General features: G+C 69.2%; 15 protein-coding genes. 7 read left to right on the forward strand and 8 right to left on the reverse strand.

Features of this window, described 5'->3' with window-relative positions:
* Window positions 1-67 precede the first annotated feature (67 nt).
* Window positions 68-1,087 (forward strand): M23 family metallopeptidase, encoded by a 1,020-nt coding sequence (locus tag D7V77_RS09325; protein ID WP_120575924.1) that lies wholly within the window; start codon window positions 68-70, stop codon window positions 1,085-1,087.
* 30 nt (window positions 1,088-1,117) lie between these two features.
* Here the strand turns inward: D7V77_RS09325 and D7V77_RS09330 are convergent, their stop codons facing one another.
* Window positions 1,118-1,387 (reverse strand): HU family DNA-binding protein, encoded by a 270-nt coding sequence (locus D7V77_RS09330; protein ID WP_014394187.1) that lies wholly within the window; start codon window positions 1,385-1,387, stop codon window positions 1,118-1,120.
* A gap of 324 nt (window positions 1,388-1,711) precedes the next feature.
* Here D7V77_RS09330 and D7V77_RS09335 point away from each other — a divergent pair, with 324 nt between their 5' ends.
* Entirely contained in the window at window positions 1,712-3,166 is a 1,455-nt protein-coding gene (locus D7V77_RS09335) for a hypothetical protein (protein WP_120575925.1), read from the forward strand.
* Here the strand turns inward: D7V77_RS09335 and D7V77_RS09340 are convergent.
* Window positions 3,157-4,275, reverse strand: coding sequence for an alpha/beta fold hydrolase (locus D7V77_RS09340; protein WP_120575926.1), 1,119 nt, complete (start codon window positions 4,273-4,275; stop codon window positions 3,157-3,159). The genes D7V77_RS09335 and D7V77_RS09340 overlap by 10 nt on opposite strands.
* A gap of 116 nt (window positions 4,276-4,391) precedes the next feature.
* Between D7V77_RS09340 and pssA the strand changes: the two genes are divergently transcribed.
* From pssA to D7V77_RS09360, 4 genes are read left to right on the forward strand one after another with little or no spacing between them, the layout of a single operon-like run.
* The gene (gene pssA, locus D7V77_RS09345; RefSeq protein WP_120575927.1) at window positions 4,392-5,246 is read left to right on the forward strand and encodes a CDP-diacylglycerol--serine O-phosphatidyltransferase; all 855 of its coding nucleotides are present in this window, start codon (window positions 4,392-4,394) and stop codon (window positions 5,244-5,246) included.
* Between the two features lie 50 nt (window positions 5,247-5,296).
* Entirely contained in the window at window positions 5,297-6,562 is a 1,266-nt protein-coding gene (locus D7V77_RS09350) for a CinA family nicotinamide mononucleotide deamidase-related protein (RefSeq protein ID WP_120575928.1), read from the forward strand.
* Window positions 6,559-8,058 (forward strand): hypothetical protein, encoded by a 1,500-nt coding sequence (locus D7V77_RS09355; RefSeq protein ID WP_120575929.1) that lies wholly within the window; start codon window positions 6,559-6,561, stop codon window positions 8,056-8,058. The genes D7V77_RS09350 and D7V77_RS09355 overlap by 4 nt, the downstream gene beginning before the upstream one ends.
* A 57-nt stretch (window positions 8,059-8,115) precedes the next feature.
* The gene (locus D7V77_RS09360) at window positions 8,116-8,625 is read left to right on the forward strand and encodes a DUF1285 domain-containing protein (RefSeq protein WP_120575930.1); all 510 of its coding nucleotides are present in this window, start codon (window positions 8,116-8,118) and stop codon (window positions 8,623-8,625) included.
* Here the strand turns inward: D7V77_RS09360 and recA are convergent.
* A complete protein-coding gene (gene recA / locus D7V77_RS09365) occupies window positions 8,622-9,647 on the reverse strand; it encodes a recombinase RecA (protein WP_120575931.1) in 1,026 nt (341 codons plus the stop codon). The two genes, D7V77_RS09360 and recA, sit on opposite strands and share 4 nt — an antisense overlap.
* A 282-nt stretch (window positions 9,648-9,929) precedes the next feature.
* Between recA and D7V77_RS09370 the strand changes: the two genes are divergently transcribed.
* A complete protein-coding gene (locus D7V77_RS09370) occupies window positions 9,930-11,309 on the forward strand; it encodes an NAD(P)/FAD-dependent oxidoreductase (protein ID WP_120575932.1) in 1,380 nt (459 codons plus the stop codon).
* Here the strand turns inward: D7V77_RS09370 and D7V77_RS09375 are convergent.
* From D7V77_RS09375 to D7V77_RS09395, 5 genes are all read right to left on the reverse strand, one after another.
* Entirely contained in the window at window positions 11,232-12,869 is a 1,638-nt protein-coding gene (locus tag D7V77_RS09375; RefSeq protein WP_120575933.1) for a YifB family Mg chelatase-like AAA ATPase, read from the reverse strand. The genes D7V77_RS09370 and D7V77_RS09375 overlap by 78 nt on opposite strands.
* Before the next feature lie 226 nt (window positions 12,870-13,095).
* Window positions 13,096-13,611: a biopolymer transporter ExbD gene (locus D7V77_RS09380; RefSeq protein ID WP_120575934.1), complete on the reverse strand. Its 516-nt coding sequence runs from the start codon at window positions 13,609-13,611 to the stop codon at window positions 13,096-13,098.
* Window positions 13,611-14,024 carry a biopolymer transporter ExbD gene (locus tag D7V77_RS09385; protein ID WP_014394198.1) on the reverse strand — a complete coding sequence of 138 codons (414 nt, stop codon included), beginning with the start codon at window positions 14,022-14,024 and terminating at the stop codon, window positions 13,611-13,613. Before D7V77_RS09385 ends, D7V77_RS09380 begins: the two co-directional genes overlap by 1 nt.
* Before the next feature lie 100 nt (window positions 14,025-14,124).
* Window positions 14,125-14,802, reverse strand: coding sequence for a MotA/TolQ/ExbB proton channel family protein (locus D7V77_RS09390; RefSeq protein WP_120575935.1), 678 nt, complete (start codon window positions 14,800-14,802; stop codon window positions 14,125-14,127).
* 75 nt (window positions 14,803-14,877) lie between these two features.
* On the reverse strand, window positions 14,878-15,239 hold a 362-nt coding region (locus tag D7V77_RS09395), incomplete at its 5' end, for an energy transducer TonB (protein WP_147452026.1).

Consider the following 15,239-nt stretch of genomic DNA (forward strand, 5'->3'; position numbering starts at 1 on the left):
GCGCCAGGGGATGATCCACGGCCCGGAACAGGTGGACGGCCCGGCGCGGTGGTAGGCTCACCCCGCCGTGCGCCGACCCGCCGTCCTTGCCCTGCTGGCCCTCTCCGCCTGCGCGACGCCGCGGCCGGGGAAGATGAGCTTTGAGGAGCTGTACGCGACCTCGGGCGACAGCGGCTTCGTCAGCTCCGGCACGCCCTTCCTCCCCCACGAACCGGAGCGCGCCCGCGGGCCGCTGGCGCCCGAACGCTCCACGGAGCTGGAAGCCGCCCTCACCGCGTTCGTGCAACAGGCCCAGGCCTACCGCGAGAAGGTCCAGCGCGGCAGCGCCATGCCCGCCGCACAGGTGCGCAACTGGGAGGCGATGAACGCGGCCATGGACGCCTTCCTGGCCCGGCCGGTGGAGCACACCGACACCCGCGACCTGACGCGCGCCCGGGGCGTGATGGAGGCGGAGCTGGAGCAGGACGCGCGCCTCTACGGCGACATGCCGGGCTCGCTCGCGGAGGCCGTGGTGGTGCGCGTGGGCCGCCTCATCGTTCGCGCGTCCACGCTGCGCCGCTGGGAGCAGCCGCCGGAGCCCTCCGGCCCGCCGCGCCTCGCCTGGCCCGTGGAGCCGGTCACCATCACCAGCCTCTACGGCGACCGCTGGCACCCCATCACCGGCCAGCTGCGCCGCCACTCGGGCGTGGACCTGGCGGCCCGCCGGGGACAGCCCGTGGGCGTCGCGGACCGGGGCGTCGTCCTGCGCGCCGGCTGGAACGGCGATCACGGCAAGATGGTGGAGGTCCAGCACGACGGCCAGTGGGTGACGCGCTACAGCCACCTGTCCGAGGTCCTGGTGACGACCGGCGAGGTGCTGGCGAGGAGCGACGTGGTGGGGCTCGCGGGGGACACAGGCCTTGCGACCGGCGTCCACGTCCACTTCGAGCTCTGGCACGACGGCAGTTCACTGGATCCGCTGGAGGCGCTCGTCGCCCCCGAGGCGGCCCCGGACGCGTCCGAAGAGCGTCCCGTGGCCCGCATGCCCACGGAGTCCCCAGTCCTCACGTCCCAGGGGCGCCACCCGGCCGCGGGTTCGCGCCCCTGAGGGGGACGGGCCTCCACAACGGCCCTGCGACTACAGCGAGTTCTTCAGCTCCTTCGCGGGACGGAAACCGACCGTCTTCGACGCCTTGAGCTTCATCATCTCGTTGGTCTGAGGGTTGCGGATCTTCCGCGCCTTGCGCGAGCGCAGCGACCACGTGCCGAACCCGGGGTAGCTGAAGCGGGTGTCCTTCTTCACCGCCTTGCCGATGTTGGTGAAGACGCTGTCGAGGATCTGGGCGGCCTGCTTCTTCGTGAGCTTCGACTGCGCAGCCACCACCTCCACGAGCTCTGCCTTGGTCATGACACCCCTCCCTCTTGCGTTGTCTGGCGTTGATCGAGCGGATGGCGGAGGTAACAAATCGAGCTTTCGACTGTCAATGCGCCACCTGCTCCCGGGCCGGAAAATCGGCCTCCGGATGAAAACTGGCCTCTGAAAATACACCCTGTAGAGAGTCGGGAGGATCGCATCTTTTGATACATCCTCACACTCCTGCTTTCCACATCAGGGGAAGTGATCGCCTGGTGATCGCTTTCGCGTGAAAGGCATTGGAAAATCGATCACTTAGCAGTCGCCGCTGATCCAGCTCCAGCAGGGTGCCATCAGGGGGCTAGAGTGCCTGCCCGCGTGCCCACCCGACTGCTTCCATGGCTCCTCGTCCTGATGTGCGCCTGCTCGCGGCCGTCCCCACGGCCCCAGGCGACGGGCGAGCTGTGGGTGGACGGGGCGGCCTCGGGCGGCGACGGCACCCGGGAGCGCCCCCTGCGCTCGCTGATCGAAGCCCTGGCCCGCCCCGGCCCGAAGCACGTGCACCTGGCTTCCGGCCGCTATGAAGGCCCCTTCCGGCTGCCGGAGGGCACCCGGCTCACGGGGGAGGGCCCTTCTACGATCCTGGCGGCGGGCCCCGGCACCCCCGTGGTCGAGGCGCCAGGGGACACCGCCCTGGAGTCCCTGGTGATCGAAGGAGGAGGCTGGGGTCTGGAGGCCCGGGGGCCCGTGAAGGTCCTCACCGTGACCTTCCGCAATCAGACCCGGGGCGCCATCCGGCTGGGCGCGGGTCCGCTGGAGGGCAGGGGGCTGCGCTTCAAGGCCGGGGCGAGCAGCCAGGCGCCGACCGCGGTGGGCGTGCTCGTGGAGGCACGAACCGCAGGGGCTTCCGCGCCGTCCCTGATCCTCAGGGACAGTGCGTTCACGGGGGCCTACGACCGCGCGGTTCGGGCCCGGGGTGGAGCCACGGTGCGCCTGGAGGGGGTGGACTTCCAGGGCCCCCGGACGGCGCTGAGCCAGGAGGGCGGCGTGGCGGAGGTCGAACGGGCGCGGGTTTCGGGCGGCACGGGCACGGCGTTCTCCACGGTGGAGGGCGCGCTGACGCTGGTGGACGTCCGGGTCCAGGGCCACGAGTACGGCGTGACGGCCAACCAGGCCCGGCTGTCGGTGCGGGGCTTCAGTTCGGAGCACGCCACGCGCGCGGGGATGGGCCTCACCGCGACGAACGGCCTGCTGGAGGACGTGACCGTGAAGGACGCGGGCAACCACGGGGCGCTCCAGCTCACCGCCTCGGACCTGGAGGTGCGGCGCTTCCGCCTGGAGGGCTCACGCGAATACGGCGTGGTGGCGCTGCAGGGCCGCGTACGCCTGCGGGATGGCGTCATCAAGGGCGTGAGCACCGCGGATGGCATCACGGGAGACGGGCTCCACCTGCGCCAGGTGGAAGCGGACGTCGACACCGTGACCGTCGAGGGCGCGAAGGGCACCTGCGTGCTGGCGACGCAGCGGGCCCGAGCGACGCTCCGCAACGCCCGGCTCTCGGGCTGTGGCCTGGCCGCGTTGGCGGTGGATACGAAGGCCACCCTGGAGTCCCGGAACGTCGACGTGCGCGACACGCCGGGCTCCATCCTGGTGGCCATCGAAGAAGGCCAGTTGCAGGTGGAGGACCTCACCGCGAAGGACGCGAGTGGCGACCTGGTCTCCACCGACTGCGAGGGCCAGACACGCGTCCAGCTCCGCCGCGTCGACGCGAGCACCAGGCGAGGACTGCGCTCTCCCTGCGTCCAGCTCGACGCCCGCTCGCCTCAGCCCTGAGCGGGAGCGGACGTGGGGGGCAGGGGCGTGGCGCGCTGTTCGATCCACGCGCGAATGACGGGGTAGACCTCCATGGGCGCGCCGGTGCCGAAGATGAGGTCGCCGTGGCCGTAGTCCATCTTGTCCCCGCGGTCCCGGCCAAAGACATGCAGCGCGCGATCCGGTGACGTGAGCAGCGCGTACTGCGCCTCCACGTTGGCCGAGGTGGCCAGGCGGTCCGCGCTGCCGCCCATCACCAGCACGGGCAACTGGAGCTTCGCGATGCCCGCGCGCCAATCCGTCTTGCGGTCGTAGGACCGGAACGCGTCGTGGGAGATCCAGTCCTGGAACTGCAGCAGCACCTTGCGGCTCATCGCCGCCATCATGTTGACGGACAGCTGCCGCAGGACGCGCGGCGGAACATGTCGAGGGTTCACGACGATGTCCGACAGGGGCAGTGCAAGGTAGCCCAGGAAGGGCGCCATGCTGGCGCTCACCCACGACTGACGGATGCTCCCGGGCCACGCCGCGCGCACGCCCAGCGAGATGAGCGTCCGCAGGAACGGCTCCGACTGGAGATACACCGGCGCGCCCAACTCGAGCAGACCCGCCAGCTTCCCGCCATCAGGCCCCTGCGCCACGCCGTACCCCACCAGGCCGCCCAGCGAGTGACCCAGCCAGAAGGCCTGCTTCGCGCCGGTCTCCTTCAGTGCCAGCTCCAGCAGGGCCGGCCCGTCGTGGTTGATGTGGTCGTCCACGGTGAAGTCCGTGGGCCGCCGGCCCCTGGGCGGACGTTGCGAGTGCCCGGTGCCGCGCCACTCCACGCTGAAGCAGTCGAAGCCTGCCTCGGTGAGGTAGTGGGCCACGGAGTAGGGCGGCTCGAAGTCGAAGGTGAAGCGGTTGGCCGCCAGCCCGTGGCACAGCAGGACGGGCTCGGCGAAGCGGCGCACCGGGGCCCGCCGGGCGTGCACGGTCAACTCCCACCCATCCGCGCACTTCACGCGCAGCATCTCGGGAAGGGGCCCCTTGAGGCGGTACCACCGCCTGACGAGCAGGACCCACACCACATTCACCAGCAGCAGGACGGCCGCCGCGGTCAATCCCCACAGGGCCCACTGCCCGTACGGCATTTCTCCTCCCATGCGACCCGGGACTGACTCCGGCGCGAATAAAACCCTGCTAAGGTCCGTTCCCTCGCCGTTTCTGCCGCATGGGCAGCCGACCACCTGGGGAAGTCGAGGGAACGATGAAGCTGCGGAAACTGATGTTCGTGCTCCCGAACCTCTTCACCGTCACTTCCATCTTCTGTGGCTTCTACGCCATCACCCTGTGTTCGGGTGAGGCAGAACCGGTGCAGCTGTACCAGGCGGCCCTGGCCATCCTCTTCGCCATGTTCTTCGACGGGTTCGACGGACGGGTGGCCCGCCTGACGAAGACGCAGAGCGACTTCGGCATGCAACTCGACAGCCTCGCGGACGTCATGTCCTTTGGCGCGGCGCCGGCGCTCCTCGTCTACAAGTGGGCGTTGGCCCCCATGGGCTTCTGGGGCCTGTTCATCTCCTTCGCGTTCATGGCCTGCGGCGCCATGAGGCTGGCGCGCTTCAACGTGCTCGCCATGCGCAACCCGCACGGCGGTGGCGGCGGCTTCTTCGTGGGGCTTCCCATCCCGCTGGCGGCTGGCGTGCTCGTCTCCCTCATCATCTCCCACCACGTGGCCAGCCAGGGCGAGGCGCTCGGTGACGGCGCGCGACTGCCAGTGGCGGTGGCGGTGGGCGCCCTGTCGCTGCTGATGGTGTCCACGGTGCGCTACCGCACCTTCAAGGACGCGCGTCCCAGCCGCAAGACGGCGCTCGTCTTCATGGTCATGGCGCTCACGGGCGCGTTCATCGCCCAGCAGTTCCACCCGGCCTGGGTGCTGGTGACGTACTTCGCCGCGTACCTGGTCATGGGGCTGGTGGAGTCCGCGGTCTCCGTGCGCAGCCGGCTGGCGTCCCGCAAGGTCGGCGCCGTCGCGGCGGTGGCGGTGGCGGCCGGGCTCGACGAGGACGACGACGAGGACTCCGAGGCCAACGCCACGGACGACGGTCCCGCGTTCCTCTGAGCAGTCAAGCGCGGGACGCGGGCCGTGTCGGCCGCTAGGATGCCCGGCCCATGCGCGTCGAGCTGCTGTGCACCGGTGACGAGCTCGTCACCGGCCTCATCACGGACACCAACAGCACGTACCTGGAAGCCCGCCTCTTCGACCTGGGTGTGAAGGTCGCACGGGTGACGGTAGTGGGCGACGTGCGTCCGGACATCACGGGCGCGTTGCTGGAAGCCTCGGCGCGCGCGGACGTGGTCATCGTCTCCGGAGGCCTTGGGCCCACGGCGGACGACTTCACGCTGGAGTGCGCCGCCGCCGCCGCGGGCGTGTCCATGGAAGAGGACGCGCGAGTGCTCGGCTGGCTGAAGGAGCGCTACGCCGCACGGGGCATGACGATGAATCCGGGCGCCCTGCGCATGGCGCGCATCCCCACGGGCACCGAGCCGATGCGCAATCCCCAGGGCTCGGCGCCACTGGTCATCCAGCAGTTGGGCCGCGCCCACCTGTTCTTCCTGCCAGGCGTTCCGCGAGAGTACCGCGCCCTGGTGGACGGAGAGGTGTTGCCGCGCGTGCGGACCTGGCTCGCCGCCGAATCGGGTCGCACGTTCCGGGCCTTTCGCCTGCTGCGAACCGTGCGCCTGCCTGAGTCCGTGCTGAACGAGCGGGTGATGCCCCTGGCCCCCAGCCACCCCAGGGTGGTGTTCGGCTTCCGGACGCACGCACCGGAGAACCACCTGAAGCTGATGGCGGAGGCCCCCACGCAGGCGGAGGCTGACGCCGCGCTCGCGGCCGCGGAGGCCGCATGCCGGCAGGTGCTGGGCACGCACGTCTACGGCGCGGATGGCAGCGAATACGCACCCGTGCTCCTCGACATGCTGGCGCGCGGCGGTCACACGCTGGCGGTGGCGGAGAGCTGCACGGGCGGCCTCGTCGCGCAGGAACTCACGGCCGTGCCGGGCTCCAGCCAGGTCTTCATCGGCGGGGCGGTCGCCTACTCGGAGAAGATGAAGTCCGCCTGGGTGGGCGTCCCCCCGGACATCCTCGCGAAGCACAGCGCCGTGTCGTCCCAGACGGCGCTCGCCATGGCGGAGGGAGTCCGCGCCGCCTGCGGCGCCACGTTCGGCCTGTCCGTCACGGGCTACGCAGGCCCGGGCGGAGGCACGCCCGAGGACCCCGTGGGCACCGTGTACTGCGGCCTGTCCGGCCCTGGAATGGAGCCCCGCTGCGAGCGGATCTCGCTCGCGGGTGACCGGGACCGGGTCCGCTTGTTCGCCGCATCCCACGTGCTGGAAATGTTGAGGTTGCACCTGCTCGCCGCCCCCGTGTCGCCATGAGTCGCTCCAAATCAAAGCGTCCCCGTCCTTCCGACCCGGAAGCGCCGTCCACGGCGCCCCCGGGCCCCGCCACCGCGGGCGAACCCGTCTCGGCCACGCCCGAGTCCTCCGCGCCGCTCGCCAGCCCCGCGGCGGCGACGGAATCCACCAGCCCCCCCACGTCGCCGGCCGGAGCAGGAGTGCATCCGGTGCGGAGCGCGGTGCGCCTGTGGCTGTCCGCCTACCGGGTGGAGGTGGTGCTGTTCCTCGTCGCGTTCGCGGTGCTGTCCAGCTTCAGCTCGCAGCGCTTCCTCCGGCAGAGCGCCGCGCCGCACTTCATCTACCAGGCGCAGTCCTGGCTGGAGGGACGGCTCGACGTGGATCCGCAGGTGTTGCCCAACCTGGAGGACTGGGCCTGCGTGCGGCTGGTGGACGGACAGAAGGTGCGGTGCGAGGGACGCCCGCTCCGCGATGACCGTTGGTTCGTCAGCTTCCCGTCCTTCCCCGCGGTCGTGATGCTCCCCTTCGTCGCGCTGCACGGCTACAAGTTCAACGACACGTCCTTCGGCGTCTTCGTGGGCGCGCTCGCGGTGGCGCTCTTCTATTCGCTGCTGCGCTTCCTCGCGCAGGAAGGGGAGACGGAGCGCAACCGCGACGACAACGTGGTGTTGTCGCTGGTGCTCGCCTTCGGCACGCTGTTCTTCTACTGCGCCATCCGGGGCGAGGTCTGGTTTGGCGCGCAGGTGATGGGCGTGGCGCTCACGTGTCTGTACGTGCGCAACGCCGTCAAGGCGCGGCGTCCCGTGCTCGCGGGGCTCTTCTTCTCCATGGCCGTGCTCACCCGCACGCCGCTGGTGTTCGCGGGCCTCTTCTTCGTCCTGGAGGCGCTCTGCCCCGGGCCGGACCGGCTGGCCCAACTGAAGGCCCTGCCGACCGCGTGGAAGCCCGCCCTCCGCAAGCTCGCCCTCTTCGGCGCGGGGGCCGCGCCCCTCGCCGCGCTCGCGGCCGCGTACAACGTCTACCGCTTCGGCAAGCCCGGCGAGTTCGGTCACTCGTACCTCTTCAACAACCGGGTGAACGTAGACATCGACCGCTTCGGGCTCTTCAACATCGAGTACCTGTCGCGCAACCTCCAGGCCGCGTTCCTCAAGCTGCCCCAGGTGTCGCTGTCTCCGCCGCGGCTGTCGTACGACCCGCATGGGCTGACGCTGCTGCTCACGCTGCCCCTGCTGGTGTTCCTGCTGGTCCCCCGCACGCGTCCCCGTCTGCACTGGTCCCTGTGGCTGACCGTGGCGGTGTGCGCGCTGCCGGGGCTCTTCTACCAGAACACCGGTTACATGCAGTTCGGCTTCCGGTTCAGCCTGGACTACACGCCTTATCTGCTGTTGCTCTTCGCCATTGGAGGATGGTCGCTGCGCAACCGCGCGGTGATCGCCGTGCTGGCGCTTGGCGTGCTGGTGAACTTCTGGGGCGCCGTGGCCTTTCGTGGCTACACGGAGTTCGTGCGGAACTGGTAGGCCTCCAGGCTCCGGCGGCTTGAATCCGCCGGACCTCACCCGCACCTCAAGGGCGACATGCAACCTCCCACTGGCCAGCCCCCTCCAGGCAAGCGTTGGCACACCCGTGAGGACAGCGGCATCCGTCTGGATGCGGCGTTGCGCTGGTGGCACGACGACGAGCCCATCGAGCACCCGAAGATCATCGAACTCTTCAACGCCTCGCTGGTCCTGGATGACGACGGGCGCTACCAGCTCCGCATCGCCCCGGACTGGTGCTACGTCCAGGTGGAGGACGCGGCCTACGAGGTCCGCACCGTGGACGTCACCTCGGATGAGCGTGTGTCCCTGCGTCTGAGCGACCGGACGGCCGAAGCCCTGGACCTGGGGTCGCTCCAGCTCACGCCGGACGGAGTCCTCACCTGCCGCGTGAAGCAGGGCAGGGCGAAGGCCCGCTTCTCTCGTGATGCGCAGTACCAGTTCGGCGAGATGCTGGAAGAGAGCCCCGAAGGGCGACTGGTGCTGCGCGCGGGCCAACGCCACTGGGAGCTCCCCCTCTCGCTGGATGCACTCCAGGCCGCGACCTAGGCCGCCGCGGAGTCCGCGGACGGCACGGAGGGCGCGGTCGCTCCCACCAGGTCGCGAGCAAGGGCCTCCAGGACATCCGGGTGCTCGCGCAGCCACTCGCACGCCCGCTCGCGGCCCTGGCCGATGCGTTCACCCCGCAGGCTGAAGTGGCTGCCCGACTTCTCCACCACGCCCGCGCTCACGGCCAGGTCCAGCACCTCGGCGGCGCGGTGGATGCCCGTGCCGTAGAGCACGTCGAACTCCGCCTCCTGGAACGGGGGCGCCAGCTTGTTCTTCACCACCTTCACGCGGGCCCGTGAGCCCACCACCGCGTCGCCATCCTTGAGGTTGCCCGTGCGGCGGATCTCCATCCGCACCGACGAATAGAACTTCAGGGCGTTGCCGCCCGTCGTCGTCTCCGGGTTGCCGAACATCACGCCAATCTTCATGCGGATCTGGTTGATGAAGATGATGCAGGTGCCGGAGCGGCTCACCGCGCCCGTGAGCTTCCGCAGCGCCTGACTCATCAGCCGCGCCTGGACGCCCATGTGCGCGTCGCCCATCTCCCCTTCGATTTCCGCACGGGGGACCAGCGCCGCCACCGAATCCACCACGATGAGGTCCACGGCGCCCGAGCGCACGAGCTGCTCGGTGATTTCGAGCGCCTGCTCCCCGGTGTCCGGCTGCGCCACGAGCAGTTCCTCCGTACGCACCCCCAGCTTGCGCGCGTAGGACAGGTCCAGCGCGTGCTCCGCGTCGATGAAGGCCGCGATGCCCCCCACGGACTGCACCTGCGCGATGGCATGCAGGGTGAGGGTCGTCTTGCCGGAGGACTCATTGCCGAACAGCTCCACCACGCGCCCTCGCGGATAGCCCCCCACGCCCAGCGCCCGGTCCAACCCCACCGAGCCCGTGGGAATGACCGCCACCTTCTGCTCCGGTGCGTCCGCGCCGAGCGTCATCACCGCGCCTCGGCCGAACTGCTTTTCGATGGACGCCACCGCCGCCGCCACTGCCTTCAACTTCTCCGTCAGCCTGCTCATCTCGTCTGCCTCCCTCGCCGCCCTGCGGGCTGGATGCCTCGGCGCTGGGCAGAGCAACGCTCATGCCGCGCGGGCTTCCAGGCGGAAGGGCCTGCAAGGGCGTCCAGGTTCGCCGGAGCCGTCCGAACTGGCGGAGCGGCGTGCCTGTCTCCCATGCGCTGAGAAGGCGCAAAGGTGCGGGCACCTCCGCATAAGCAGACACGAGGGGACGTGACAGTCCGCCTTGATGGGATGGAAGGCTTTGCGTTGAAACCCTGGCGCGTCGCCGTGACATCTCCTCTCGTGAATACGACCCGTGAGAACCTTCCCCATGTGGTCATCCTGGGAGGCGGCTTCGGCGGCCTCTACGCGGCCCGGTACCTGCGAAAGGCAGGGGTTCGCGTCACGATGGTGGACCGTCACAACCACCACCTCTTCCAGCCCCTGCTGTACCAGGTGGCCACGGCGACACTGAGTCCCAGCGACATCGCCGCGCCACTGCGAGCGATGCTCGGACGCAATCACGTCCAGGTGCTGCTCGCGGAAGTCACTGGCGTGGACACCGCGCGCAAGCACGTCCTCCTGGCGGACGGTGAGCTGGCGTACGACTTCCTCATCGTCGCCACCGGAGCGACGCACTCGTACTTCGGCAATGACGCCTGGTCGCGACACTCGATGGGATTGAAGACCGTCGAGGACGCGCTGGAGATCCGCCGCCGCGTGTTGCTCGCCTTCGAGCAGGCCGAGCGCGAACCGGACCCAGAGCGCCGCCGCGCGCTGCTCACCTTCGCCATCATTGGCGCGGGTCCCACGGGCGTGGAGCTGGCGGGGGCGCTGGCGGAGATCAGCCGCAATTCATTGTCGGGTGACTTCCAGAACATCGACCCTCGGGATGCGCGCGTCATCCTCATCGAGGGAATGGACCGCGTGCTCCCCACCTATCCCGAGAACCTCTCGGCGGAGGCCCGCCGGGTGCTGGAGGGGCTCGGCGTCGAGGTCCGTACGGGCACCCGGGTCACGAACATCGACGCCGTGGGCGTGGACATGGGGCCTGAACATCTGGCGGCCCGCACGGTGCTCTGGGCCGCGGGGGTGGAGGCCTCGCCCGTGGCCCGTTCGCTCGGCGTGACGCTGGACAGGGCGGGGCGCGTCCAGGTGACGCCCGAGCTCACCGTGCCCGGGCATCCCGACATCTTCGTCGTCGGGGACCTGGCGCTCGTGAATCAGGAGGACGGAAGCGCGGTCCCGGGAGTGGCGCCCGCGGCGATGCAGGAGGGCAAGCACGCGGTGCTCAACCTCCGCCGCCAGCTCGCGGGCCAGCCCATGCAGCCCTTCCGCTACTGGGACCGGGGAACCTACGCGGTCATCGGCAGAGGCCATGCAGTGGGCGTGGCCTTCCGCCGCGTGAAGCAATCCGGCTTCGTCGCCTGGTTGGCCTGGCTCTTCATCCACATCACCTTCCTCATTGGCTTCCGAAGCAAGCTGGCCGTGTTGCTCAACTGGGCGTACGCGTACCTGACCTTCGGCAGGTCCGCGCGCATCATCACCGGCCCCGCTCCCCGTCTGGAGGAGCGGAGCGTGCAGCCGCTGCTCCCGAGTGCAAAGTCAGCCGTCGCCGACGGAGAACCCCCGGCTCCCGCCGTTCTCGGAAGCCTGGTGCCTGACAGTAGAGGTGCGGGGTAACGCATTCACCGCGCCCCGGGTATTGGCGTGGAGCCAGCCCCGGCGGTCCAGCATCCGGCAATCGACAGCGAGCCGCATGTCCACGTCCTCGATACGTCCGTGTCCCTCCAGGTCCGCGCGCGTCAGCGCGAGCTTGAGGATGCGGTCATGCGCCCGAGCGGACAGACCGAAATGAGTGACCGCGTCCTTGAGCGCCTTCTCCGCGGGCGGTGACATTACGCAGTAGCGGCGCAGCAGATGCGAAGGCATCTGGGCATTGCAGTGCACCCCTGGCATCTCGTGGAATCGGGCGCGCTGCCGTTCGCGCGCGGCCTCGACTCGCTGCCGGTAGTACTGGCTGGGCAGTTCCTGACTCTTCTCGGCGAGATGGTGGTACTCCACCGGCCGTGTCTGCACGGTGATGTCGATGCGGTCCAGCAGCGGCCCGCTGATGCGCGAGTGGTAGCCGAAGATGCGGTGCTCGAGGCAGGTGCACGTGTGCCCGGGGACGTTGAAGTAGCCGCACGGGCAGGGGTTCATCGCCGCCACCAACATGACCCGGCAGGGATAGGTGATGTGCTGGGTGGCCCGCGCCAGGTGGATGGCGCCTTCCTCCAGAGGCTGGCGCAGCACCTCCAGCACGTTCTTGCGGAACTCCGGTAGCTCATCGAGGAACAGCACGCCGTGATGGGCCAGGGACAGCTCGCCGGGACGGGCCATGGGGCCACCTCCCACGAGTCCCGCATCGGACAGCGTGTGGTGGGGCGCGCGAAACGGACGCTCGCGGATCAACGCCTGCTCGTCTCCCAGCAGCCCCTGGATGGAGTAGACCTTCGTGACCTCCAGCGCCTCGTCGAAGGACAGCTCGGGCAGGATGCCTGGCAGCCGTCGCGCCAACATCGTCTTGCCCGACCCTGGAGGCCCGGCCATCAGGATGTTGTGGCCACCCGCCGCCGCCAGCTCCAAAGCCAGCTTCAGCTCCGGCTGCCCCCGCACATCGGCCATGTCCGCGGTAGCGGTGCGAGTACCGCTCACCGAGGTCCCCGTGCGCGTCAGCGGCGTCAGCGGGGCCTTGCCGGTGAGGTGCCCCACGGCCTCCTTCAGGTGGGCCACGGACAGCACCTGGATGCCCTCCACCAGAGCCGCCTCCGCCGCGTTGGCTGCCGGCACCATGACGCCCTGGAAGCCGCCATTCCGGGCAGCCACGGCCAGCGGAAGCACCCCTTTGATGGCCTTGATGGAGCCATCCAACGACAGCTCTCCGCCAAAGAGGTACCGCTCCAGCGGTTCTTCCTCCATCAACCGCGCCGCCGCGAGGACGCCCAACGCGATGGGCAGCTCGAAGGCCGCCCCTTCCTTGCGGATCTCCGCAGGCGCCAGGTTGACCGTGATCCGCTTCTGCGGAAGGTCGAAGCCCGCGTTCTTCAGCGCGGAGACCACCCGGACCTTCGACTCCCGGGCTGCTCCCTCCGGCAGCCCCACGACGTTGAAGTAGGGCAGCCCGAGGGCCATGTCGACCTCGCACTCCACCACCACCGCGTCGATGCCCATCAATGCACCCGACCGCACCCTCGCCAGCATCGTCTCCCCCTTCCAACCCGTACGGGAGGAGGGGAGAGCAATGCCCGTACCGGCGCGCTGCCCTCACAGGCGGCCATCCGCGGCCATCCCACGCGGCAGACGTCGGGTCCCGCGCGGGGACATGGGGGCCTGAAAAGAAGAAGCCCGCTGGCGTCGGAACGCCAGCGGGCTTCGGATGGAATCGGTGACGGCGTGTCCGCGCGTCAGCCCTGACGGAAGAAGTGGATCAGGGAGTCGGCGGGGCAGGGGGCGCGGGCGGTGCACCGTCCGGCGAGTTCAGCGTGCCCTGGATGACCGCGTTCTGGGGAAGCTCGGTGGCCATGCCCAGGATCTTCGCTCCCGCGGCACGGGCGCCATCCAGCGCCACCACGAGCTTGCCGTAGTTCGCCGCGTCATCCGCCATGAAGAAGACGACCTTCTCGTCCGGCTTCTTGGCGTTCAGCATCCGCTTGAGGCGGGCGATGTAGTCCGAAGCGGGGATCTGCTCCGTGTTGATGGAGTAGGCGCCGCTCTTGTCCACCTGCACGACGATCTGCTGATCATCGGGCTCCGGCGGCGGCTGGTTCTCCTCCACCTCCGTCTCCGGGACGCGGACGAGGATGTCCTTCTCCAGGAGGGGCGTCACCACCATGAAGATGATGAGGAGCACCAGCACCACGTCCACCAGGGGCGTGACGTTGATCTCCGAGTTCGGCGCGGACGCGGGCTTGACCCACTGACGCTGCTTGTGTCCTCGGGACATTACTTCTTCTCCTCCACACCCAGGGCGATCTGCTTCGCCTTCGCCTTGCGGGCCGTGTCCAGCACCTTGCGCACGTCGCCCACGTTCAGGGCGTTGTCGCCCTTCAGGAGGATCTTCTTGCCTGGATCCTTCACCAGCTCCGCGGCGATCTTCTCCTGGAGACCCTTCTCGTCGACCTCATCGTTCTCCACGAACATCTTCTTGTCCGGGGTGATGGAGAGGATCAGCGGATCGGCGTCCGTCTTGCCTTCTTTTTCAATCTCCGTGGCCTTGGGCAGCTCCACGGACTTGCCGCGCTGGAGCATGGGCGTCACGACCATGAAGATGATGAGGAGCACCAGCACCACGTCCACCAACGGCGTGACGTTGATCTCGCTCTTGATGCCCCCTTTGGGGCCTGCTGACATTCCCATGCGTGCACCTGTATCCGGGAAGGAACGCCCACCCTGGGGCAGCGCGGCTTCTCAGCCGGACCGCCCTCATGGGTGGGGACGTCCCAGGGTGGGGCTACGACTAGGCCGCGTGCGACGAACCGCCGCCCACGTGCCGGGCCACCACGTCCAGGAACTCGTTGGAGGACTCGGAGATGTCCACGGAGCGGGCATCCACCCAGCCCTGCAGGAAGTTGTAGGCCATGACCGCGGGGATCGCCACGAGCAGACCGAACGCCGTGGTGATGAGCGCCTCGGAGATACCGGCGGAGATCGTCGCCAGACCGCCGGAGCCCGCCGCCGCCATCAGCTGGAAGGCGTTCACGATACCCATCGTGGTGCCCAGCAGACCGACGAACGGCGCCGTGGAGCCGACCGTGGCCAGCAGGCCCAGGCCACGCTTGAGGCTCTGCACCTCGCGCTGCGCCTGGCGCTCCAGCGCGCGGGCCACGGACTCCACCGCCAGGTCCTTGTTCCCAGGGGTGATCCGGTACGCCGTCAGGCCGGAGTTGATCACGCGGCCCAGGTGGCCCACGTCCTTGCCCAGGTTGGTGTTCGCCGCGGTGGTCAGGTCGCCCTTCGCGAGGATCGCGCCCATCTTGGCGGCGAAGTTGCGGCTGTCCGAGCGGGTCTTGCGGAAGACGATGACCCGCTCCGCCATGACGACCAGCGACGCCACCGACATGATGGCGAGGGTGAAGATGATCATGCGGGCGAAGAGGCCCGTGTGGTGCCAGATATCAAGCAGGGTAAATTGCATGGCTGTGGAGCGCTCCTCCTCACGAGCGCGAGGTGATGTTCGGCGGACTGCTCAAGCGGGGCTGCCTGCTTTGGATCAGCGCGGCAGCTTCAGGTTGAAGTTGAACGTGTACTGCACTTCGACCGGCCTGCCCTGGAACGTGACCGGCTTGTAGCGTGAGGCGGTGAGCACGTCCATCACGGCCTGCTCCATGTGAGGGAGCGGCTTGATCGTGCGGCAGCGCTCGACCTTTCCCTCGGTCGTGATCACGCACTTCACGATCATCAGGCCCTGCACGCGCGCCTCGAGGGCCTCACGCGTATAGGACACTTCCGGACCCGCGATCTTCTCGGGACGCGTCATGCCCTGGCCGAACGCCAGCACGTCCGTGCCCGTTCCACCCAGCTGACCGCCCACCACGCCGCCGATCACGCCACCCACCACGCCACCCACCACAC

Origin of the sequence: Corallococcus sp. CA041A, assembly GCF_003612075.1 — a bacterium.
In the GTDB taxonomy this organism is placed as follows: Bacteria; Myxococcota; Myxococcia; order Myxococcales; family Myxococcaceae; genus Corallococcus; species Corallococcus exiguus.